The sequence below is a fragment of the Mesorhizobium sp. B3-1-6 genome (genome assembly GCF_006439555.1).
GTDB lineage: Bacteria > Pseudomonadota > Alphaproteobacteria > Rhizobiales > Rhizobiaceae > Mesorhizobium.
Window position 1 is genome coordinate 75,954 of sequence record NZ_VFTM01000020.1, and the last position, 22,456, is coordinate 98,409.

Sequence of the window (22,456 nt, forward strand, 5' to 3'; positions counted from 1 at the left end):
ACCTGCATTCTTTTCCCGCCAGCCGCAAATCAGCCATAGCGCCGGGAAGGGCTGTGAAACTAGTCTTGAAACGGGTCGGTCACAAGTATTGTGTCGTCCCGCTCGGGGCTGGTGGAGAGCAGCGCCACCGGGGCGCCGATCAGTTCCTCGATATGGCGGACATATTTGACGGCCTGCGCCGGCAGATCGTTCCAGCTTCTGGCGCCGGCCGTGGTTCCCTTCCAGCCTTCGAGCGTCTCGTAGATGGGCTCGACCCGCGCTTGCGCGCCTTGGCTGGCCGGCAGGTAATCGATCGTCTCGCCATCGAGCCTGTAGCCCGTGCAGACCTTGATCTCGTCCAGCCCGTCGAGCACGTCGAGCTTGGTGAGAGCGATACCCTTGATGCCGTTGACGGCGACGGCCTGGCGCACCAGCACGGCGTCGAACCAGCCGCAGCGGCGCTTGCGGCCGGTGACCACGCCGAACTCATGGCCGCGCGTGCCGAGGAACTCGCCGATCTCGTTCTTCTGCTCGGTCGGGAACGGTCCCTCGCCGACGCGCGTCGTGTAGGCCTTGGTGATGCCGAGCACATAACCGATGACGCCGGGGCCCACGCCCGAGCCGGCAGCCGCCTGCCCGGCCACGGTGTTGGACGAGGTGACGAAGGGATAGGTACCGTGGTCGATGTCGAGCAGCGTGCCCTGCGCGCCCTCGAACAGGATGCGCTCGCCGGCGCGACGCTTGTCGTCGAGCACCTTCCAGACGCGGTCCATGTAGGGCAGGATCTCGGCGGCCACCGAGGTCAGCTCCTGCATGATCGCCTCATGCGTCGCTTCCGCATGGCCGAGCCCGCGGCGCAGCGCGTTGTGGTGCGTCAGCAGCCTGTCGACCTTCAAGGGAAGCGTTTCCAAATCCGCCAAATCCATCACCCGCACCGCGCGCCGTCCCACCTTGTCCTCATAGGCGGGGCCGATGCCGCGGCGGGTCGTGCCTATCTTGGTTCCGGAATTTGAGGCGGCGTCTTCGCGGAATCCGTCCAGCTCCCGGTGCAGCGACAGGATAAGCGCGGTGTTTTCGGCTATTTTCAGGCGCTCCGGCGTGACCTCCACGCCCTGCTCCTTGAGCTTCTTGGCTTCGGCGACGAAGGCATGCGGATCGAACACCACGCCATTGCCGATGATCGAAAGCTTGCCTTCCCGCACCACGCCCGAGGGCAGCAGCGACAGCTTGTAGACCTTGCCGTCGACGACCAGCGTATGGCCGGCATTGTGGCCGCCCTGGAAGCGCACGACCACATCGGCCCGTTCCGACAGCCAGTCGACGATCTTGCCCTTGCCTTCGTCGCCCCATTGCGAGCCGACGACCACCACATTGGCCATGTTCTTTTCCCTTGAAATGCCGCGCGGGCGGCCTGAAACGACAGGCCTCTATAGCGTCTAGCGCAGGCGGGCGCGACCCTTTCTTTGCCGCCGAAACCATCGTTGGAGCATGACCCCGAACCGAAGGTCAGCGAACCCAAAAAGCGGGAACCGGCTTTCGCAAGTGACCATGCCCCACACAGGAGTTGGATCAAAATGACGCCGCCGGCGAAACGTCAACCTGATCCAGGCACAACAAATTCCGGCTTTCGCATCATTTACTTGCCACCGCCTCCACTCTAGGCCGGGCTGAACCCTCGAACACCGAGGCCGGAACCTCCATGCACCGAGCCGCCTATCTGTTCCTTCTGTCGACCATGCTCCTGTGGGGCGGCAATTCGGTGGCGGGCAAGCTTGCCGTCGGCCATGTCTCGCCGATGACGCTGGTGTTCCTGCGCTGGGTGATGGCGGTGCTGATCCTGGCGCCCATAGGCTGGCGGACGCTGCGCGAGGATTGGCCCGAAGTGCGCAGGCACTGGAGGTTGCTTGCCGGCCTCGGCGCCTGCGGCTTCACCATCTTCAACGTCATCTTCTACACGGCGCTCAACTACACGACCGCCATCAACGTCTCGATCGAGCAGGCAGCCATCCCGATCGTCATCATCCTTGCCAATTTCGTGCTGTTCAGGCTGCGCGTGCAGCCTCTGCAGGTCGTCGGCGTCGTCCTCACCATCGTCGGCGTCGAGCTGACCGCCAGTCATGGCGACCTCGGCCAGCTCTTGAAGTTCGATCTCAACTTCGGCGACGCCATCATGCTTGTCGCGGTGCTTTGCTACAGCCTCTATTCGGTGGGGCTGCGCCTCAAGCCGGCAATCCGCTGGCAGAGTTTCATGCTGGCGCTGTCGATCGCCGCGCTGCTGATCTCCCTGCCCTTCTTCGTCTGGGAGGTCGCATCCGGCCGCGTCATCGTGCCGGATGCGCGAGGATGGGCACTCACGCTCTACACGGCGCTCGGCGCTTCGGTCGTCTCGCAGGTCCTCTACATCAAGGGCAACGAATTGATCGGCGCCAACCGCGCCGGCCTGTTCATCAATCTGGTGCCGATCTTCGGCACGTTGCTTTCGGTGCTGATCGTCGGCGAGCAGTTTCAGGCTTATCAGGCCTTCGCGCTGGCACTTGTCCTCGGCGGCATTGCGCTTGCCGAGTACAGCGGCAGCCGAGCAGCGCTGCAGGCAGGGTGAATATCTCAACTTCCCGGCAAGCGGCCATCGGGTGACGGCCATCTCATGAATGCCCCGCCTGCTGATGCAAGCGGGGCGTTTTCACGTCCGGACATTACTCGCCGCCGACGTCGAAGCGCAGCCGCTTCGCCGAGTCGATCGACTTGTGCGCGCGTACCTGCTCCAGCACACTTTCCGGGAAGGGCGCATCGAGATAAAGCAGCGCGATCGCATCGCCGCCCGGTCGGTTGCGGCCGAGCTGGAAGTTGGCGATGTTGACGCCGTTCTCGCCACACACGGTGCCAAGCAGGCCGATGATGCCGGGCGCGTCGGCATTGGTGGTGTAGAGCATGTGCTGGCCGACCTCGGCGTCGAGATTGATGCCCTTGATCTGGATGAAGCGCGGCTTGTGGTCGGAGAAGCAGGTGCCGGCGATCGAACGCGTCATATGCTCGGTCTTGACCGTCAGCTTGATATAGCCGTCGAACACGCCCGACTTGTCGCGCTTGACCTCGGCGACGATGATGCCGCGCTCCTTCACCATGATCGGCGCCGACACCATGTTGACATCGGAGACCTGCGGCCGGATCAGGCCGGCAAGGGCGGCGCTCACCAGCGCGCGCGTGTTCATCGTCGCGGTCGAGCCGTCGAACAGGATCTCGACCTCCTTGATCGGATCCTCGGTGACCTGGCCGACAAAGGCGCCGAGCACTTCGGCGAGCTTGACGAAAGGCTTCAGCCGTGGCGCTTCCTCGGCGCTGATCGAAGGCATGTTGATGGCGTTGGAGACCGCGCCCTTGATCAGGTAGTCGCTCATCTGCTCGGCGACCTGCAGCGCGACATTTTCTTGCGCCTCGGTGGTCGAGGCGCCGAGATGTGGGGTCGCCACGACATTATCCATGCCGAACAGCGCGTTTTGCTCGGCCGGCTCGACCTCGAACACGTCGATGCCGGCGCCCGCCACCTTGCCGCTCTTCAGCGCCGCGACCAGGTCCGCCTCGACGACCAGCCCGCCGCGGGCGCAATTGATGATGCGCACGCCGTCTTTCATCTTGGCGATCGCGGCCGCATCGATGATGTTGCGCGTCTTGTCGGTCAGCGGCGTGTGCAAGGTGATGAAGTCGGCGCGGGCGAAGAGCTCGTCGAGCTCGACCTTCTGGACGCCGAGCTCCTCGGCGCGGCTGTCCGACAGGAACGGGTCGAAGGCGATCACATGCATCTTCAGGCCGACGCCGCGCGTGGCGACGATCGAGCCGATATTGCCGCAGCCGATCACGCCCAGCGTCTTGCTGGTGATCTCGACACCCATGAAGCGGTTCTTTTCCCACTTGCCGGAATGGGTCGAGGCATTGGCTTCCGGTATCTGTCGCGCCAGCGCGAAGATCATCGCCACCGCATGCTCGGCCGTGGTGATCGAATTGCCGAAGGGCGTGTTCATCACGATGATGCCCTTGCGGCTGGCGGCCGGGATGTCGACATTGTCGACGCCGATGCCGGCGCGTCCGACGACCTTGAGCCTGCCGGCGGCATTGATCAGTTTCTCGGTGACCTTGGTCGCCGAGCGGATGGCGAGGCCGTCATACTGGCCGATCACCTCAAGCAGCTTTTCCTTGTCCTTGCCGAGGTCGGGCAAGTAGTCGACCTCGATGCCGCGATCCTTGAAGATCTGCACAGCGGTGGTGGAAAGTTTATCCGAAACGAGAACGCGGGGCGCCATCACGGCCTCCTTGAAGGGGATTGGATGTGTCGGAAAATGGTGGCGGCCGGAGGCCGCCACGGATTTCAGGCCGCTGCCTTGAGCGACGCCTTTTGCGTGGCGAAGGCCCAGTCGAGCCAGGGCAGCAACGCTTCGAGATCGGCGGTCTCGACGGTGGCGCCGCACCAGATGCGCAGGCCGGGCGGCGCGTCGCGGTAGGAGCCGATGTCGTAGGCGACGCCCTCCTTGTCGAGCGAAGACACGATACCCTTGGCGAAGGCCGCCTGCCCGTCCGCATCGAGCGCCGCCACTTGCGCGTCGGTGAACGAAAGGCACACGGACGTGTTCGAGCGCGTCGCCGGATCGACGGCGAGGTGGCCGAGCCACGCCGACTTGTCGGCGAACCGGTTGAGCACCGCGGCATTGGCGTCCGCGCGGGCAATCAGCGCCTCGAGCCCGCCGATCGACTTCGCCCAGTGGAGCGCGTCGAGATAATCCTCGACGCACAGCATCGACGGCGTGTTGATGGTCTCGCCCTTGAAGATGCCCTCGATCAGCTTGCCGCCCGAGGTCAGGCGGAAGATCTTCGGCAGCGGCCGGGCCGGCTTGTAGGTCTCCAGCCGGGCGACGGCGCGCGGGCTGAGGATCAGCATGCCATGCGCGCCCTCGCCGCCCAGCACCTTCTGCCAGGAAAAGGTGACCACATCGAGCTTTTCGAAATCGAGCCGCTGCGCGAAGGCGGCCGACGTCGCGTCGCAGATGGTCAGGCCCTTGCGGTTCGTAGGAATGAAATCGCCATTCGGCACGCGCACGCCCGAGGTCGTGCCGTTCCAGGTGAAGACGACGTCGCGGTCGAAGTCGACCTGGGTCAGGTCGGGCAGTTCGCCGTAGCCGGCCTCGATCTTGCGCATGTCGGCGAGCTTCAGCTGCTTGACGACATCGGTCACCCAGCCGGAGCCGAAACTCTCCCAGGCGACCATGTCGACGCCGCGCTCGCCGAGCAGCGACCACAGCGCCATCTCGACCGCGCCGGTATCCGACGCCGGCACGATGCCGATGCGGTAGTCCGCGGGAACCTTGAGGATTTCGCGCGTCAGCTCGATTGCCTGCTCGAGCTTGCTTTTGCCGATCTTGGCGCGGTGAGAGCGCCCGAGCGCGGCAGCTTTGAGCGCCTCGACCGACCAGCCGGGGCGTTTTGCACAAGGACCTGAAGAGAAATTGGGGTTGGCCGGACGGAGTCCGGGCTTGGTAAGCGTCGTCATCGTGGTCTATCCTTCCAGATAGTGGCCCCTCGTTGGGGAGGGGTGGCCCACGGACGGCGATATGCGCTTAGACCTTCGGCGTCAAGAACAAAGTTTTTGTCGCTGTCAGTATTCCCTTCGACTGATGCTCGATCCGAAACGAAAACGGCGGGGCCTTCAGGACCCGCCGTCGAAACCTCTGCGCCTACTCCGCTCACCAGAGATCGTAACGCAGCCCAAGCTTGATCTGGTGGTTGCTGATGCCTTTGTGGACTGGGAAGGAATTCAGGCTTGCGGCCGTAACATATTCGGCATCGGGCGCGGAGAAATACTGATACCCAAGATCGATCAAGACATTCTTCGAGACCTGGTAGGCAAGGCCCGCATTCAATGTGTAGGCCAAGGAATATTTCGTTTTGCTGCTGCGCTGAGAGAAGTCGTCGCTTGCGTCACCGTTGTCGGTGAAATAGTCCGCCGAAAGGCTGTATTTGCTTTGAACGATGCCGATACCAGCGCCAATATAGGGCGTGACGCCGACATATGTTCCAAGGTCGACATAGCCGTTCAATATGCCTGAGAAGGCATAGTTCTTGAGGCTTCCAGCTCCCACGGTCGCCGTTGCCGGCGCCACCACGGTGGCAGTGTCGTCATAGCTGAAGCTGGCTTTGTTGCCGGGCAGGTATCCGAGGTTGAGATCGGCGCGGAGATAGTCATTGAAATGATACCCGAAGCCGACGCTCGCGAAATAGGCGTCCTCGCTCTCGCTGAAGCTTGCGCTGGCGATCGCTGACGGGAAGGTGAAATCCCCGTTTTTGAAGCTCTTCTGCGGCAGATAGGCGGCATCGCCGCGCAGGTACCAGCCCGAGCCGACCTCGACCGGCTGGTAGTCCGGCGCCTGGTCGGCATAGACCGGCGGATCGTAGTCCGCCGCCAGCGCCGGCGTCATCGGCAACAGGATGGTTGCGGCAAGCGCTGACGCGATACGCGGTCTGGATATCATGGTCCCCGGCTCCCGAAATTGGCGCCAGCCGCGAACGCGGGCGCCGTTTCAAGGAGCCATTGTTAACCATAGTGGTTAAGTGGTGGTTAAGGATAACAGCCGGTTACCGAATTGATTTCGATCGGATTTTAGCGGTCATAGGAAAGCGAAAGCCGCCCGGCTGGCGCCGGGCGGCTGACGAATTTCGGGATAATGAAGACGATTACTTGGTGTAGATCGGTTCCGGTTCCGGCTGGTAGGCCACCGGGGCGGCGCAGCCATTGTTGCCGCCGAACTGGTAGCGCAGGCCGCCGCGCACTTCATGGGTATTGATGCCGCGATCGAAGCCCGGTCCGGCGCTGCTCGCATCCCAGTCGAACATGCGCCCGCCCTGGATGTGGGTGAAGCGGTAGCCCGCGTCGAGGATCACCCGGTCGGTCAGGCAGTAGGACGCGCCGGCCATGAGAGCATAGGCGAAGCGCCAATTGGAAGAGCCGGGATTGGTCTCGGTGGTGTTCGGATCATGGACCGTGTCCCACTTGACGTGCGCACCGCCGATGCCGGCGCCGACATAGGGCGTGACGCCGTGCCAGGTGCCGATATCGACATAGGCATTGGCCAAGAGCAGCAGGGCGCTCATGCTCGACACTTCGGTCGAGGTCGAGACGAGGTCCGAGGTCTGGCCATTGAAGTCCGACTTGAACCAGTAGTCCGCGGTCACGTCCGTGCGGAAGTAATCGTTGATCTTGTAGCCGACGCCGCCGCCGAGCGAGAAGCCGCCCTTGAGCTTGCCAAAATCGAAGCTGTTGCTGCCGGGCGTGACCGAGCAGTTACAGGGGTCGACGGCGTAGGTCATGTAGTCGATGCCGCGCACGGTCGACTTGTGATAGTCGATGTCGCCGCGGATGTACCAGCCGCCGACATCGATCGGCTGCTGTTCGACGACCGGCGGCGGCGCCTCTTCGATTTGCGGCTCGGGGAGGTCGGCCGCGAAGAGCGGTCCGGCCAAGCCCGCGAACAGCGCGGCAAGCAATGCCATTCTTGCTGTTTTGAACATTCTGTCACCCCTAAGAAGCCTCGGGACGACATCGCCCGAAGATGATTGACCTCGGGTGTGGATAATGAATTGCAAAGGTTAAAAGCCGTTTAACCGTACCGATTAACCACGAATCTATACAATTTTAGAGGGAACCCCGTTGTCCGAATGACCCGCCCGGCGACGAAAAAGCCCGCCTGGCGGCGGGCTTGAAGACCTTGTTGAAACCCGGCGGCCGGCTTCAGGCGGCGCTGCGGGTTTCCTGCAGGATGCCGACAATATCGTTGACGACCGCTTCGACCAGTTGCGGATCGTCGCCCTCGGCCATGACCCGGATGAGCGGCTCGGTGCCGGAGGGCCGGATGACGAGGCGGCCGGATGTGCCGAGCCGGTTGCGCCCTTCCTCGATCGCCGCCTTGACCGGCGCTTCCTCCAGCGGCTTGCCGCCCGAGATGCGGACATTCTTCAGGAGCTGCGGCACCGGCTCGAATTTCTTCGACAGCTCGCTGACCGGGCGGTTCTGCCGCTTGATGCAGGCCAGCACCTGCAGCGCCGAGACGAGGCCGTCGCCGGTGGTCGAGAAATCGGAAAGCACGATATGGCCGGACTGCTCGCCGCCCACATTCAAGCCGTGCGCGCGCATATGCTCGACCACATAGCGGTCGCCGACCTTGGTCCGGTGCAGCTGCAGCTTCATGTCGCCGAGGAAGCGTTCCAGGCCGAGATTGGACATCACGGTGGAGACGACGCCGCCGCCGGCCAACCTTCCGCTCTGGTGCCAGGATTCGGCGATCAGCGCCATGATCTGGTCGCCGTCGACGATCGCGCCGTTCTCGTCGACGATGACGACGCGGTCGGCGTCGCCGTCGAGCGCGATGCCGATGTCGGCGCGCACCTCGTGCACCTTTTTCTGCAGGCCGGCCGGATGGGTCGAGCCGCATTCCTTGTTGATGTTGAAGCCGTTCGGCTCGACATTGATCGCCACCACCTCGGCGCCGAGTTCCCACAGCGCCTCGGGCGCCACCTTGTAGGATGCGCCGTTCGCGCAGTCGACGACGATCCTCAGGCCCGAAAGCGACATCGAGCGCGGCAGCGTGCGCTTGGCGAATTCGATATAGCGATCATGCACGCCGTCGACGCGCTTGGCCCGGCCGAGCCCGTCGGAATCGGCGAGCGCCAGCTCGATGTCCTTGTCGAGCATGCCTTCGATGCGCTCCTCGATCTCGTCGGAGAGCTTGTACCCGTCGGGACCGAAGAGCTTGATGCCGTTATCGTAGTAGGGATTGTGCGAGGCCGAGATCATCACGCCGATGTCGGCGCGCAATGAGCGCACCAGCATGGCGACGGCAGGCGTCGGTATGGGGCCGAGCAGGAAGACGTCCATGCCGGCGGCGCACAGGCCCGCCACCATCGCGTTCTCGATCATGTAGCCGGAAAGCCGCGTGTCCTTGCCGAGCACGACGCGGTGACGATGATTGCCGCGCTGGAAGGAGAGCCCGGCGGCCATGCCGACGCGCATGGCGACCTCGGCCGTCATCGGAAATTTGTTGGCGCGTCCGCGGATACCGTCGGTGCCGAAATACTGACCTGCCATGTGCCTTACAGTCCCCGTCGGTTCTTCAGCCGCCCGTATTGCCACAATTGGGGCCGCATCCGATCATCAAATTTCGTGATTATATATTACCAATCCTTAGAAAAACATTGTCGCGGGCGGCGCAAGTGATTCGGCAGCCTATCACCACCTTTGACTTGCCGGCGCTACACCTGCCCGTGCGAGGCTCTTCGGCGCCCTATCCACCGGCAAAGCTTGACTGGCGGCGAACCGGCAAGCAATTCATCACCTTATCGGGAGCAACACACTTTGTGACGGCGGCCATGCCGGAAGCATCTGGCGCAACCGGACATTGAGAGTTATTGATTTGGCATAGGGACACTTATTGGCGGCAGCAAGGGAGAAAACGCCATGCTTATTCATAGACTTGCAGCTTTGACGGGTATCACCGTCGCAACCTTGTTCCTGGCGGCGCCGGCCAACGCGCTGACCATGGCCGAGTGCAGCACCAAGTATAACGCGGCCAAGGATGCGGGAACGCTCGCTGGCCAGACCTGGAACCAGTACCGCAAGGCGCAGTGCGGCAGCGACGCTTCCGCCGCCACCGACACCAAGGCGGCGACAGACGCCAAGGCGGCGACCGATACGAAGGCCGCCGACACCAAGCCCGCCAAGAAGACGAAGGCGGCCGCCGCCGCTACCGACGACGCCGCCAAGGGCCTGAGCTCCAAGGAATGCAGCGCCAAATACCAGGCTGCGAAATCCGCCGGCACGCTGAACGGCATGAAGTGGAACGACTTCCGCAAGGCCGAGTGCGGCGCCGGCGCAACCGCCGCGGCGGCAACCGCGCCCGCCAAGACGGCCAAGACCTCGACCGCGGCTGCCGACGGCGGCAAGGGGCTGAGCATGACCGAATGCAGCACCAAGTACCAGGCTGCGAAAACGGCGAACACGCTCAAGGGCATGAAGTGGAACGACTTCCGCAAGGCCGAGTGCGGCGCCGGTGCCGACGATGACGACACCGTGCCGGCTCCGACGGAAGCCACCTACACCAACGAGCCGGCGAAGCCGTCCGTCGCCGCGCCGAAGGGCGTCAGCTTCCCGAAGGCGATTTCGCCGAAATTCGCCACCGAGACCCCGGCCAAGGGCCGCATGCACACCTGCCTCGAGCAGTACTACGCCAACAAGGATGCCAACACGCTGAACGGCCTGAAGTGGATCCAGAAGGGCGGCGGCTTCTACAGCCTGTGCAATGCCAAGCTGAAGAGCTGATCGCTTAGCCTCTTCCAGAGAAAGGCCCGCGCATCGCAAGATGCGCGGGCCTTTTTGTTGGGTGGCTCACAAAGGTCATACCCACGCTACAAGGAGGCTCGCCGTCGGCTACGCTTCCAATCTCCCCTTTGTGGAGGAGATGTCCGGCAGAGGGGGCGAAGGATCGCTACTTTGCGGTCGTCATTCTAAAGCGCGTCGCGCTGAAGCGGATTCAGGCGACGCGCTTTAAGGCGTTGCAACGGTTGAGAATTTTGCTTCGATGCGCCCTTCGGCTGCGGTCACGGCAAGCCGGTCAGACCCGAGGATGACGAAGAGAGGCCGGCGGGACAGCGCCCCTCTCTGCCCTGCCGGGCATCTCCCCCACAAGGGGGGAGATTGGCTGTCGCGCCGGGTTTCGCCAATCACCAGCCGCGCCAGCTAAACCTTTGGCGCTCCCAAAACGAAAACGCCGCGGTTTGATCCGCGGCGTTTGTTTGTATCGTCTACCGAACCTCAGCCCTGCGGCTGCGGTTCCATGCCGCCTTCGGGCTCGGGGCCCTTCTTGCGGCGGCCGCCGGTGCCGGCCTTCGGCACGGCCGAGCCGCGGCTAGGCGGAGTATCGTCGCCGAGGTCGCGGGCGGGCTTGTTGCCGGCGATCAGCTGCTTGATCTCGTCGCCCGACAGCGTCTCGTATTCGAGCAGCCCTTCGGCGAGCGCGATCCATTCCTTCTTCTTCTTGGTCAGGATGGTCTTCGCGGTCGAATAGGCGTCATCGATCAGCCGGCGCACTTCGGCGTCGATGATCTGGGCGGTCTCTTCCGAGATGTTCTGCGTGCGCGCCACCGAATGGCCGAGGAAGACCTCTTCCTGGTTGTCGCCATAGGCGACGTGGCCGAGCTTGTCGGAGAAGCCCCAGCGCGTGACCATGGCGCGTGCCAGCTTGGTCGCCTGCTCGATGTCGGAGGAGGCGCCGGAGGTGATGTTCTCCTTGCCGAACTTGAACTCCTCGGCGACGCGGCCGCCCATCATGATGGCGAGCCGCGACACCATGTACTTGTAGCTCATCGAATAGCGGTCGCCTTCCGGCAGCTGCATGACCATGCCGAGCGCGCGGCCACGCGGGATGATCGTCGCCTTGTGCAGCGGATCGGCGGACGGCACGTTGAGCGCCAGGATCGCGTGGCCGGCCTCGTGATAGGCGGTGAGCTCCTTCTCGGCCTGCGTCATGGCCGACGAGCGGCGCTCGGCGCCCATCATGATCTTGTCCTTGGCGTCCTCGAACTCGGCCATGGTGACGAGCCGCTTGTTGCGGCGCGCCGCCATCAGCGCGGATTCGTTGACGAGGTTCATCAGGTCGGCGCCGGAAAAGCCCGGCGTACCGCGCGCAACCACCTTGAGGTCGACATTGGGCGCCAGCGGCACGTTGCGGACATGCACCTTGAGGATCTTCTCGCGTCCGACGATGTCGGGGTTCGGCACCACGACCTGGCGGTCGAAACGGCCGGGCCTCAGCAGCGCCGGGTCGAGCACGTCGGGCCGGTTGGTGGCGGCGATAAGGATGATGCTTTCGTTGGATTCGAAACCGTCCATCTCGACCAGCAGTTGGTTCAGCGTCTGCTCGCGCTCGTCATTGCCGCCGCCGAGGCCGGCGCCGCGATGGCGGCCGACGGCATCGATTTCGTCGATGAAGATGATGCAGGGCGCGTTCTTCTTGGCCTGGTCGAACATGTCGCGCACACGCGATGCGCCGACGCCGACGAACATCTCGACGAAGTCCGAGCCGGAAATGGTGAAGAACGGCACGTTGGCTTCGCCGGCGACGGAGCGGGCGAGCAGCGTCTTGCCGGTGCCGGGCGGGCCGACCAAGAGCACGCCGCGCGGGATCTTGCCGCCGAGGCGCTGGAACTTCTGCGGATCGCGCAGGAATTCGACGATCTCTTCGAGGTCTTCCTTGGCCTCGTCGACGCCGGCGACGTCCTGGAAGGTGACGCGGCCATGCGCCTCGGTCAAAAGCTTGGCCTTCGACTTGCCGAAGCCCATGGCGCGGCCGGAGCCTGATTGCATCTGCCGCATGAAGAATATCCATACGCCGAGGATCAGGATCATCGGCAGCCACGAGATCAGATAGCCGAACAGCGAATTGGAGCCGTCGGTTTCGGGCTTGGCGGTGATGGTGACGTTCTTGTCCTGCAGCCTGGAGACCAGCGACGGGTCGCCGGGCGAGTAGGTCTGGAAGCCATTGGCGTTGTCCGTGTAGTTGCCGAAGATGCGGGCGCCGGCGATGGTCACGCTCTTGACCCGGCCGGACGCGACATCCTGCAGGAACTGCGAATAGGCGATATCCGTCGTGGCACCGCGCGTCTGGGGCGTCTGGAAAAGGTTGAACAGGGCGATGAGCAGGACCGCTATGATCGCCCAGAGCGCGAGGTTGCGATAATTCGGATTCATCTATTGTCCCGTTGGGGTTCCGCGTACGGACCCGCGATGATGGAGAAGCTTGGGCCTAACATAGGGAGAGCGCCTCCCCTTGCCAAGCAGAACAGCACGTATCGGTTAAGCTTTCGCCCACCCTCGGCCGCCATCATGGCCGTGGAATGGCGGCGCCGCCGGCGGCAGCGCGCCGACAAGGGCCGCGGCGGCGGCGGCGGGCGCGAGATCGAAGGACGGCAGGAAGCGGGCGAAAGGGGCTACCACTGGGACCATCGAGATCGCCCGCGGGCCGGCATCCCCGCCAGTGAAATCAAGGCGTTCGTCTCCGGACCACAGCGCGGGCTCCGCGGCAAGCGCGGCGCGCGAAAGGCTTGGTGGGATATCCTCGCTCAAAGGCGCTTTCCTGGCAGCGGCGGACCCCAGCGGCGCGATCACCAAGCCGCCCGGCCCGTCTTTCAAAGTGATGCGTCGCCGGTTGTCCCAAAGCTGGTTATCCGACGGCGGCAGGGCGGCGGGCAGGTTGCGGTTCTCGCGGCGCAGGAAAATGCCGGTTCGGCGCGCGTCGACCACCGTCCGCGACAATGTGGCGCAAAGCGGAGCCGACCGCAGGCGGAAAAGCAGCGCGGCGCAGCGCGCCTCGTCGGCGAGGAACGACACGCCGCCGACAGCGGCCAAAAGGATGCGCAGCGCATAGAGGGCGGCTTGGCCATCCTCATGCTCGGTAAACTCGCGGTCGAGGCGGATGAGGCCCGGAACCGGCCTGTCGGCAAACGCGTCGATGAGCACGGCGGCGCGGCGGCCGATGTCGTGGCGCTCGAGAGCCGCCTGCTGCGACCGTGCCAACGCTTCCGCGATCCGCCGTTCGCCATCACCCTGCCCGAGCTTTGCCCGCACGCGCGGCCGCTCGAACCGGATATCGACATTGGTAGGGTCCTCGATCCAGCCGATGTCGCGAGCCCGCAGCATCTCGCGCAACACCCCGCGCCTGGTGCCCAGCAGCGGCCGGACGATCCATGTCCGCCAGTCGTGCAGCGTTGCGGGCGCCATGCCGGCAAGGCCCCGGCCTTCCTCGTCGCGGGCCTGCCGCATCAGCACCGTCTCGGCCTGGTCGTCGGCGGTATGACCGGTCAGGATCAGCTTGATGCGTTCGGCGCCGGCCGCTTCGGCAAGCAGCCTGTAGCGCGCCTCGCGCGCGGCGGCCGGCAGACCGGTCGCGGGCTTGTCGCCGCGCCAGGGAAGAATGCGATGCGCGATGCCGCGCTCGGCGCAGAAGCGTTGAACGAACCGCGCCTCGGTGGCCGAGTCCGGCCTTAGGCCATGATCGACGGTCACCGCGAGCAGCCTGGCGCCCGATGCGGTCCGATCGAAGTAATCCTTGAGGAGAATAAGCAGGGCGGTCGAGTCGCTGCCGCCGGACACGGCCGCAACGGCGCCGGTCGAAAAGTCTAGGTCGAAGAAAAGGTGGTCTGAAAGGTGAGTTTTGGTATCGGGCGTCAGCACGCCGCCAGCGCCTTTTCCTGCTTGATGCGTTCCTTGAGCGCACCGGAAACGTCGGGATAGCGCTTGCCGATCTCGCTGAAGGTGGCGCAGGCCACGTCGTTCTGCTTCAGGCCGACCAGCGAAACGCCGAGCTTGAGCAGCATGTCGGGCGCCTTCTTGGCCTTCGGGTATTCCTTGCTGGCGGCGAGGAATATCTCGGCCGCGTCACGGTATTTCTGCTGGCCGAGCAGCGACTCGCCCAGCCAGTAATGCGCATCCGCCGCCTTGGCGTCCTTGGGGAAGCGCGAAATATGATCGCGAAAACCCTGCTCGGCGGTCGGGTAATCGCCCGACAGGATGAACTGGTAGGAGTTGCGGTAGAGCTCGTCGGGATCGTTGGTCGACGGCAGCGCGGCAACTTGCGTGTCGCCGGCCTTGTTCTTCTTGGCCGGCGTCTCGGCGGAAGGAGCGCTTGCGGTGGCCGCCGGGGCTTCCGCCGGCGCGCCGGCCTGCGAACCGGTCTCGGCATTGACCACATTGCCGTTCTTGTCGACGGTGATGGTGCCGAAATTCTTCGGCGGCGCGCCGGTGATCAGCTTGCCGGGATCGCCGGTCTGCGATTCCACGATGACGTCGCCAACGCTTTTGCCGCCGTTTTGCGCGCCGGTGTCGGCTGGCGCCTGCGTCGCCGGAGCCTGGGCGACGCCGTTGTCGGTTCCGGCGTCGCCGGTGCCGGATTGACCAGTGCCGGCATCGCCGAGATTGGTGTTGCCGTCGTTGCTGTCCCCGTCCTGGGGCGCGGCTTCCGATTTCTTCTGCCCGGCCGGCTTGGCGCCTCCTTGCGAACCGCCTTCGAGCTGCTGGAAACGGAACTCATTGTCTTCCTGCTGCTTGCGCATCTGTTCCTGCATCTGCAGGATCTGGAAATTGAGCTCCTCGATCTTGCCGTTCATCTGGCGAAGCTGGTCCTCCAGACCAGTCATGCCAGCGCCGCCATCCTGCTGCGCGATCTGCGCCTGTTCCGGCTTCTTCTTGTCGCCGAAGATGCCAAGCGTCGGCAGACGGAAGGTGAACCCGCTGTCGGAGGCCCGCCCAGCACTGTCGGCCGAGGCGGCAAGGCTTGGGAGGCTTGATACGAGCAGCAGCGCAAGTGTGCCGCTCAGGACCGTTCTGAAATGCATTCTGTCTCTCGCGGTGGGTGTTGGCCTGATGCGCCTTTCCAAATCAAACAGTGGGAGAAAGCGCCCTCGCGCTCATAGCAGGACGCGAGACTTCGGCCAAATTTTGTTTCAATCCGTTGCAAATGAAAAAGGCGGCCCTGAGGCCGCCTTTCATTTTGGGATGTTGTATTTTTGTCGCCTGGGACGCCTGGCGCCCTTGGCGAAAATCGATCAGGAGCCGGCGCCGGAAAGCGTGGTGACGGCGCGGCGGTTCTGCGACCAGCAGGAGATGTCGTCGCAGACCGCGACCGGACGCTCCTTGCCGTAGGAGATCGTCTTCAAGCGGCCGGCGGAGACGCCCTTGGAGACCAGGAAGTCGCGCGTGGCGGCGGCGCGGCGGGCGCCCAGCGCCAGATTGTACTCACGCGTGCCGCGCTCGTCGGCATGGCCTTCGATGACGATCGCGTACTGGCGGTACTGGTTGAGCCACTGCGCCTGGCGGGCCAGCGTGGTCTGCGCATCGGCGCGGATCGACGAGGAATCGGTATCGAAGAAGATGCGGTCGCCGATGTTGACGGTGAAGTCCTGCGCGGAACCCGGCGTAGCGGCACCGGCACCGTTGAGGCCGAGATCGGCCGCGCTGTTCGGGGTCTTCTTCGAGGCGCAACCGGTAATGGCGAGAGCCGCCACCAGCGCGATCATGGCCGGGTTTCGGGTAAGTGCTGCGATACGGCCCATGCCGCCTCTCCTTCGCATTCGAGTGATTTCGTTGATCACCCAGTAACCACGTTTGGGTTAACCGGCATTCAAGAAACACGGTTAATATTTGGTTTCGAGCCGCCGTCCGCGACTGCTTGGCCCCACGCTTTCCAAGGGGCGACATTGCGCGCGGACCCTAGGCGGAAATGCGGCCAAAACATGAAAAAAGAGGGAATTGGGGAACTGGAGAATTGAAGAACTGGAGAAACAGGTCACTTCAGCGACCCTCTGAGATTCACCAGCTGGTTGTAGGATCGCAGCCACTCGTCAAACTGGGCCTTCGAAATGTGCCCGAGGTCGAAGGCGTAGGAGGCCCATGTCTCGACTTCGCTGGCGCGTCCAACGTAGCGTTCCTGCTTCTCCAGTTCTTCAATTCCCCGCCCCTCACTCCAAAAGCGGCGACCACGCCGGGTCCGACGCATAGTTCGCGGTCGGAATCTGCTGTTCATTGCGGCCGGTGAGATCGACCGAGACCAGCTTGGGACCGCCGGCGGTGTCGCGGAAGAACATCAGCACGCGACCATTCGGCGCCCAGGTCGGACCCTCCTGCTGGAAGCCGGAGGACAGGATGCGCTCGCCCGAGCCATCGGTCTTCATGACGCCGATCTGGAATTCGCCGCCGCTCTGCTTGGTGAAGGCGATGAGGTCGCCGCGCGGCGACCAGACGGGCGTCGAATAGACGCCGTCGCCGAAGGAGATGCGGTGCGGATTGGAGCCGTCCGCGCCCATGACGTAAATCTGCGAACGGCCGCTGCCGCCGCCGCGGTCGGAGGTGAAGACGATCTGCGAGCCGTCCGGCGAATAGGAAGGAGAAGTGTCGATCGCGGTCGAATCGGTGAGCCGCGTCGTCGAACGGCTCCTCAGATCCATGGCGAAGATGTTGGAATTGCCGTCGTCGCGCAGCAGGCTCATGATCACCTTCTGGCCGTCGGGCGAAAAGCGCGGCGCGAACGTCATGCCGGGGAAGTTGCCCACCAGCTCGCGCTGTCCAGTCTCGATCTGCAGCAGATAGACCTTCGGCTGCCCGCTTTCATAGGACATGTAGGTGATTTCCTGCCGGTTCGGCGAGAAGCGCGGCGTCAGAACGATCGCGCGGCCGTCCGACAGGTAGCGTACATTGGCGCCGTCCTGGTCCATGATGGCGAGCCGCTTCTTGCGGGCGTTCTTGGCGCCGGACTCGTCGACGAAGACGACGCGGGTGTCGAAATAACCCTTTTCGCCGGTGATCTTCTCATAGATCGCATCGGCGATGATGTGCGCGACACGGCGTTGGTTGGCGTCGTTGGCGAAAAACTGCTCGCCGGCCAACTGCTGGTTGCCGAAAATATCCCACAGCCGGTACTGGGCGCGAATGCGGCCATCCGCCTCCTTGCTCACGCTGCCGGTCACCAGCGCCTGCGCATTGATGACCTTCCAGTCGTCGAAACGAGGCTGGGCATCCGGATTCGTGATCTTTTCGACAAAGGCGGCCTTGTCGATCGGCGCGAACAGTCCTGACCGCTTCAGGTCGGCTGCGACGATCTCCGATATCTGCGGTCCAAGCCCTCCCTGAAAGTCAGGGATGGCGATCGGCATCGGCTCGACATTGCCTTTGTTGACGTTGAGCTCGAGGGTTGCTCGGGCAGGCAAGGTGACCGCAGCATTTATGCCCATCGCCATCGCGGCGACCATCAGGAGCGGCTTGAGGATGGATTGCATGTCTTCTCGCTTCTCTTGCTGATTTCTCGGACGCTCAGGCTAAAGACCGAGCATCGCTCTCGGGTCGAAGTTGACGCGAACGTCGGACCATATGTCCTGCTTCCCGGCTGGAACCTGCAGTCCGGCGACGTCGCATTTCTGCACGGCGCGAACCGCGCTGGCGTCGAACTGAGGGTTGCCGCTGGACTTCTCAACGGTCGGGCGGCCCTCCAGCTTGCCGGAGGCGTTCAGGTTGAAACGGATGACCACGGTGAAGTTCTCGGAACCTTCGAGGCCCACCGGAAGGGTCCAGCAACCACCGAGTTGATCCTCCAACGCCCCCTGCTCCGACTTGGAGAGCTTCTGGCCCTGGTCCTTTTCGCCGCCGAGCGAGGCCTGCTGGGTCGAGCGCTTGGCGCCGCCGCCGGACGGCTTCTGCTTATCGAGCAGGGCCGTTATCTCGTCGGCATTGAACTGCTTCTCGTCTGACTTCGGCTTCGAGGAAGCCTCCTTGACCGGCTTTTCCGCATCCTTGCGATCCGGCGCCTTGGCGCTCTCGGCCTGGGCCGGCTGCGGCTTCGGCCGCGCTTCCGGCGCCGGCGCCGAATCCGGAAGCTTTGCCTCTTCCGTCGGCTGATCCTGCGAGATCGCCTCGGCGACGGCGTCGGGCTTGACCTCTTCCTTTTGGATGGCCGCGGTCTTGTCCGGCTGCGGCGCGGGCGTCGGTTCCTTGGCCGGCGTCGGCTTCGGTTCCGTCTGCTTGACCGGCTCGGGCTTGACTTCTTCCTTCGGCGTCGGCGTCGGGGCTACCTCGGTCGCCGGGGTCGGCTTCGGCTTCTCCTGCGGCTTCGGCACGTCCTCGACCGCGGGCTTCTCGGTCGGCGTCGGCGCGGGCGGCGGCGCCGCTGTCTTCTCGACCGGCTTGGGCTTGGCTTCGTCCGTCACCGGCTTGTCGGTATCGACGGTGTTCTCGCCGACCTTCTGGGCGTCGGGCACGACATCGGGACGCTTGGTCGGCAGCGGCGCCGGCTTGTCATGCATGACCGCCTTCTTGTCGCCCTGCAGCGTCTGTGCCACGGCTTCCATCGGCACGATGTCGACCGCCACCGACTCCACGTCGCTGGCAGGCATGGCCGGCGGCGACGACAGAGTGAACAGCCCGAAGGCCAGCGCCACCGCATGCAATATCACCGAAGAGGTGAGGCCGGTCCGCATTTGGCGTCTACTGATCCTGTTCCTGCAGCGACACCAGGCCGATATTCTTGTAGCCGGCCGCCGAAATGCGAGCCATGACCTTCATCGCCGTGCCATAGTCGGTCGACTTGTCGCCGCGGATGAAGATGCGCTCGTCATAGCCGGTCTTGGAAATCGCCTGCAGCTTGGCCACCAGTTCCTCGATCGGAATCTCGGTCTCCTGCAGGAAAATCTTGCCCGCGGCGTCGATCGAAACGGTGATCGGCTGGGTGTCGACATTCATCGCCTTGGCCTGCGTGTCCGGCAGGTCGATCGGAACCCCGACGGTGAGCAGCGGCGCCGCGACCATGAAGATGATCAACAGCACCAGCATCACGTCGACCATCGGCGTGACGTTGATTTCGGATATCAGGGCATGGTGACGGCCACGCCGCCTATGGCCGCGTCCGCCTCGCCCCATGCCACCTGCGCCTGCAGACATCCCCATGATCGTTCCTCAGGTCTTCTGCGCTACTTTTTCATCGATTTGGCGCGAGAGTATGGCGGAGAACTCGTCCGCGAACCCTTCCATGCGCACGCCGAGTTTGTTCGCGTCCGATGACAGCTTGTTGTAGGCGATGACCGCGGGAATGGCCGCGAGCAGGCCGATCGCGGTCGCCAGCAGAGCCTCGGCGATACCCGGCGCCACAACCGAGAGGCTGGTGTTCTTCGAGGCGGCGATCGCCTGGAACGACGTCATGATGCCGATGACGGTGCCGAACAGCCCGATGAAGGGTGCGGCCGAGCCGGTGGTGGCGAGGAAGCCGAGGCGACCCTCCAGCTTCTCCATTTCGCGCGTCAGCGCCAGGTCCATCGCCTTGTCGATGCGGGTCTGCAGCGCCAGCGCCGATTTCGCGCCCTTTTCGAAACTCTTCTTCCATTCGCGCATGGCGGCGACGAAGATCGCGCCCATGCCGGTGGTCTTGCGGTCGGCCAGCGTCCGATAGAGTTCTTCAAGCGATTGCCCGGACCAGAAGATCTGCTCGAAGCGGTTCAATGCCAACTTCATCCGGCCATAGGCGACGAGCTTGTCGATGATGATGGCCCAGGTCCAGATCGAGGCGCAGAGCAGGCCGATCATGACCAGCTTGACCACCCAGCCGGCTTGCATGAACAGCGCCCAGATCGATAAATGCGCTGCCGGATCGGCGAGTGCGATGTTTTCCATGACTTAAGTCCTTAAGATTATCCGGGCATCGCTGGCGGCTGGCCCATGGCATCCCTTTGGTCCGATCGCGCGAAGCGTGAAGCTTGCGGGCTACGCCCCGAATGCACCGTTTCGCGGCCTTTTCGAGGCAAATATTGGTGAAAGGAAGGCGCACGGATTGCGCCAATCTTCGCCAATTCCTTCATGAACCGTTATGGTTAAGGATGGGTTAGGACGTAAGGCGCGGCGCATTGCCGCGCATGGCTGCAGCCGTCCGGCCACAGGAGCCGTCTGGTTATCGGCTTCGAGATTGTGCCGGCAACCGAAGGGTCAGGCCTTGGCCTTTGGCATAAAGGCGGCGACCCACTCCTTCGGGAAACGCTTTGGCCGGCCGCTTTCGCCGACGATCGCCGCTTCGACCCTGGCCTCGACCAGCACATCGCCGCCGCGCTTCAATTGCTGGCCCATGAAGATGCGGGCGCCGGAAATGTCGTCGGTGCGGGTGTCGATGGTCAGGATATCGTCCATGCGCGCGGGCGAACGGAAGTCGATCTCCATGCGCCGCACCACCCAGACGATGCGCTCGCCATGCTTGCCGTCCAGGAGTTCGGTGTGGTGGACGCCGGTCAGCCGCAGATAGTCGGAGCGGCCGCGTTCGAGGAATTCGAGATAGCGCGCATGATAGACGACGCCGGAGAAATCGGTGTCGGCATAGTAGACTCGGGCCATCAGCCGATGGCCGAAATCCGTCAGCGCGCCGGAAAGCCCGGCACTCAGCGCCGCCGATTCACCATGATCGTCCATCGCGCTTTCCTTTTCAGGCCCGAACAGGCACCTAAAGCCCTCGGACTTCAGGCACTTTTCTATGCGTATCGTTATCCCAAAACCGCTGCACACTTTTGGGCGACACGCACTGTTTTCGCGCGGAAACGGGATGGCATTGTTGGGCACGATGATCAAGACCTTGATGGCGGCGCTGCTTGCGTTTGCCGCTTTGGGGTTGCCCGCCGGAGCGGCGACGTTCTCGATGAAACGCGGCCTCAATCTCGACCAGTGGGTGACCTGGCCGACCGAGGACAGATGGGGCGACCGCCAGGCCATCCTGCCCTATCCGGAGTGGCGCAAATTCCTCAACGAGGACGACCTCAAGGCACTCAAGGATGCAGGCTTCGACTTCCTGCGCATGCCGGTCGATCCCGCGCCCTTTCTCTCGGACCAGACCGCGGCCCTGCGCGACGACCTCTATGGCAGCGTGCTGGACTCGGCGCGCATGGTCAACCGCGCCGGCCTCAAGGTGATCGTCGACCTGCATCTGATCCCCGCCGGCGGCAATCGCAAGATCGGCATGAGCGAGGTCATGCACGATCCGGCCGTCTTCGATGCCTATACCGAGCTGGTGCGCAAGATGGCGCGGACGCTGGCCAAGGAGGATCCGAAGCTTGTCGCGCTGGAATTGATGAACGAGCCGCTGGTCGATTGCGACGCGAGCGGCACCAATCTTTGGCCCGACCTGCAGAAGCGCTTGTTCGCCGCCGCGCGCGCCGCCGCCACCCGGCTCACCCTGGTGCTGAGCGGCGGCTGCTATTCGAACGCGGAATCGCTGGCCAGAATCGATCCCAGGACGATCGCCGATGACAACGTCATCTGGACCTTCCATTCCTACGATCCGTTTCTTCTGACGCATCAGGGCGCAAGCTGGGCCGGCGACTTCATCCCCTATGTCAGCGGCCTGCCTTACCCGCTGACGGCCGTTCCGAAGGCGCAGTTGGACATGGCGCTGGACACGATCCGCGACCGGATCAAGGCCGAGGCGCCCTGGGCGCGGCGGAGCGGCCTCCTCGCCTATCTCGACGAGCAGGTGGCGACGATGGACAGCCCCGAAAAGCTGCTTGGCGTGATGGACGCGCCGTTCGCGACGGTCGACGCCTGGGCGAAGGCAAACGGCGTCAAGCCGCAGGATATCACGCTCGGCGAATTCGGCATGATCCGCCAGGAATACGGCAACGGCTTCGTCATGCCGGCCGCCTACCGCGCGGCCTATGTGCGCGACATGATTGCCCGCGCCGAGGCGCACGGCTTTTCCTGGTCGGTCTGGAGCTATGGCGGCGCCTTCGGCATCGTCGACGCGTTCGACGGCGAGAAGGCGGAGCCGGACGTGATGAACGCCATCCGAGCGCTTCGGTAAGCTGAGCTGCGCTGAAGCGGATTCAGGCGACGCGCCTTAAGCCTTTGTTTTCATGCATACCGCTGCACACTTTT

Annotated in this window: 18 protein-coding genes; 3 read left to right on the top strand and 15 right to left on the bottom strand. The window is 63.9% G+C overall.

Features of this window, described 5'->3' with window-relative positions; all coding sequences use genetic code 11:
• Positions 1-59 precede the first annotated feature (59 nt).
• Positions 60-1,358: an adenylosuccinate synthase gene (locus tag FJ414_RS18760; RefSeq protein WP_140645843.1), complete on the bottom strand. Its 1,299-nt coding sequence runs from the start codon at positions 1,356-1,358 to the stop codon at positions 60-62.
• Positions 1,359-1,678: 320 nt separating this feature from the next.
• On the opposite strand from FJ414_RS18760, the gene FJ414_RS18765 reads away from it, so the two are divergent.
• Positions 1,679-2,578: a DMT family transporter gene (locus FJ414_RS18765; RefSeq protein ID WP_140645844.1), complete on the top strand. Its 900-nt coding sequence runs from the start codon at positions 1,679-1,681 to the stop codon at positions 2,576-2,578.
• Positions 2,579-2,672: 94 nt separating this feature from the next.
• Here the strand turns inward: FJ414_RS18765 and serA are convergent, their stop codons facing one another.
• The 5 genes from serA to glmM all read right to left on the bottom strand — a co-directional run bounded on the left by serA (position 2,673) and on the right by glmM (position 9,103).
• Positions 2,673-4,274, bottom strand: coding sequence for a phosphoglycerate dehydrogenase (serA, locus tag FJ414_RS18770; RefSeq protein ID WP_140645845.1), 1,602 nt, complete (start codon positions 4,272-4,274; stop codon positions 2,673-2,675).
• Between the two features lie 65 nt (positions 4,275-4,339).
• Entirely contained in the window at positions 4,340-5,515 is a 1,176-nt protein-coding gene (locus FJ414_RS18775) for a phosphoserine transaminase (RefSeq protein WP_140645846.1), read from the bottom strand.
• 193 nt (positions 5,516-5,708) lie between these two features.
• A complete protein-coding gene (locus FJ414_RS18780) occupies positions 5,709-6,494 on the bottom strand; it encodes an outer membrane protein (RefSeq protein WP_140645847.1) in 786 nt (261 codons plus the stop codon).
• 202 nt (positions 6,495-6,696) lie between these two features.
• On the bottom strand, positions 6,697-7,530 hold the full coding sequence (locus FJ414_RS18785; protein ID WP_140645848.1) for an outer membrane protein: 834 nt from the start codon (positions 7,528-7,530) through the stop codon (positions 6,697-6,699).
• A gap of 220 nt (positions 7,531-7,750) precedes the next feature.
• Positions 7,751-9,103: a phosphoglucosamine mutase gene (gene glmM / locus FJ414_RS18790; RefSeq protein WP_126064006.1), complete on the bottom strand. Its 1,353-nt coding sequence runs from the start codon at positions 9,101-9,103 to the stop codon at positions 7,751-7,753.
• Between the two features lie 369 nt (positions 9,104-9,472).
• On the opposite strand from glmM, the gene FJ414_RS18795 reads away from it, so the two are divergent.
• Positions 9,473-10,333, top strand: a complete 861-nt coding sequence (locus FJ414_RS18795; RefSeq protein ID WP_140645849.1) for a hypothetical protein — start codon at positions 9,473-9,475, stop codon at positions 10,331-10,333.
• A gap of 492 nt (positions 10,334-10,825) precedes the next feature.
• On the opposite strand, the gene ftsH is transcribed toward FJ414_RS18795, so the two are convergent.
• From ftsH to ybgC, 9 genes are all read right to left on the bottom strand, one after another.
• The gene (gene ftsH, locus FJ414_RS18800; RefSeq protein ID WP_140645850.1) at positions 10,826-12,760 is read right to left on the bottom strand and encodes an ATP-dependent zinc metalloprotease FtsH; all 1,935 of its coding nucleotides are present in this window, start codon (positions 12,758-12,760) and stop codon (positions 10,826-10,828) included.
• A 105-nt stretch (positions 12,761-12,865) separates the two neighbouring features.
• Positions 12,866-14,242 carry a tRNA lysidine(34) synthetase TilS gene (gene tilS, locus FJ414_RS18805; RefSeq protein WP_246672442.1) on the bottom strand — a complete coding sequence of 459 codons (1,377 nt, stop codon included), beginning with the start codon at positions 14,240-14,242 and terminating at the stop codon, positions 12,866-12,868.
• Positions 14,236-15,402: a tol-pal system protein YbgF gene (gene ybgF, locus FJ414_RS18810; RefSeq protein WP_140645851.1), complete on the bottom strand. Its 1,167-nt coding sequence runs from the start codon at positions 15,400-15,402 to the stop codon at positions 14,236-14,238. The genes tilS and ybgF overlap by 7 nt, the downstream gene beginning before the upstream one ends.
• Positions 15,403-15,612: 210 nt before the next feature.
• The gene (pal, locus tag FJ414_RS18815; RefSeq protein ID WP_126080754.1) at positions 15,613-16,119 is read right to left on the bottom strand and encodes a peptidoglycan-associated lipoprotein Pal; all 507 of its coding nucleotides are present in this window, start codon (positions 16,117-16,119) and stop codon (positions 15,613-15,615) included.
• 405 nt (positions 16,120-16,524) lie between these two features.
• The gene (gene tolB / locus FJ414_RS18825) at positions 16,525-17,811 is read right to left on the bottom strand and encodes a Tol-Pal system beta propeller repeat protein TolB (protein WP_226892221.1); all 1,287 of its coding nucleotides are present in this window, start codon (positions 17,809-17,811) and stop codon (positions 16,525-16,527) included.
• 66 nt (positions 17,812-17,877) lie between these two features.
• Positions 17,878-19,032, bottom strand: coding sequence for a TonB family protein (locus FJ414_RS18830; RefSeq protein ID WP_140645853.1), 1,155 nt, complete (start codon positions 19,030-19,032; stop codon positions 17,878-17,880).
• A gap of 7 nt (positions 19,033-19,039) precedes the next feature.
• The gene (gene tolR, locus FJ414_RS18835) at positions 19,040-19,498 is read right to left on the bottom strand and encodes a protein TolR (RefSeq protein WP_140645854.1); all 459 of its coding nucleotides are present in this window, start codon (positions 19,496-19,498) and stop codon (positions 19,040-19,042) included.
• Between the two features lie 9 nt (positions 19,499-19,507).
• Positions 19,508-20,218, bottom strand: a complete 711-nt coding sequence (gene tolQ, locus FJ414_RS18840; RefSeq protein ID WP_140645855.1) for a protein TolQ — start codon at positions 20,216-20,218, stop codon at positions 19,508-19,510.
• A 309-nt stretch (positions 20,219-20,527) separates the two neighbouring features.
• The gene (gene ybgC / locus FJ414_RS18845) at positions 20,528-21,001 is read right to left on the bottom strand and encodes a tol-pal system-associated acyl-CoA thioesterase (RefSeq protein WP_140645856.1); all 474 of its coding nucleotides are present in this window, start codon (positions 20,999-21,001) and stop codon (positions 20,528-20,530) included.
• Between the two features lie 130 nt (positions 21,002-21,131).
• Between ybgC and FJ414_RS18850 the strand changes: the two genes are divergently transcribed.
• Positions 21,132-22,382: a cellulase family glycosylhydrolase gene (locus FJ414_RS18850; protein WP_140645857.1), complete on the top strand. Its 1,251-nt coding sequence runs from the start codon at positions 21,132-21,134 to the stop codon at positions 22,380-22,382.
• The last annotated feature ends 74 nt before the right edge of the window (positions 22,383-22,456 follow it).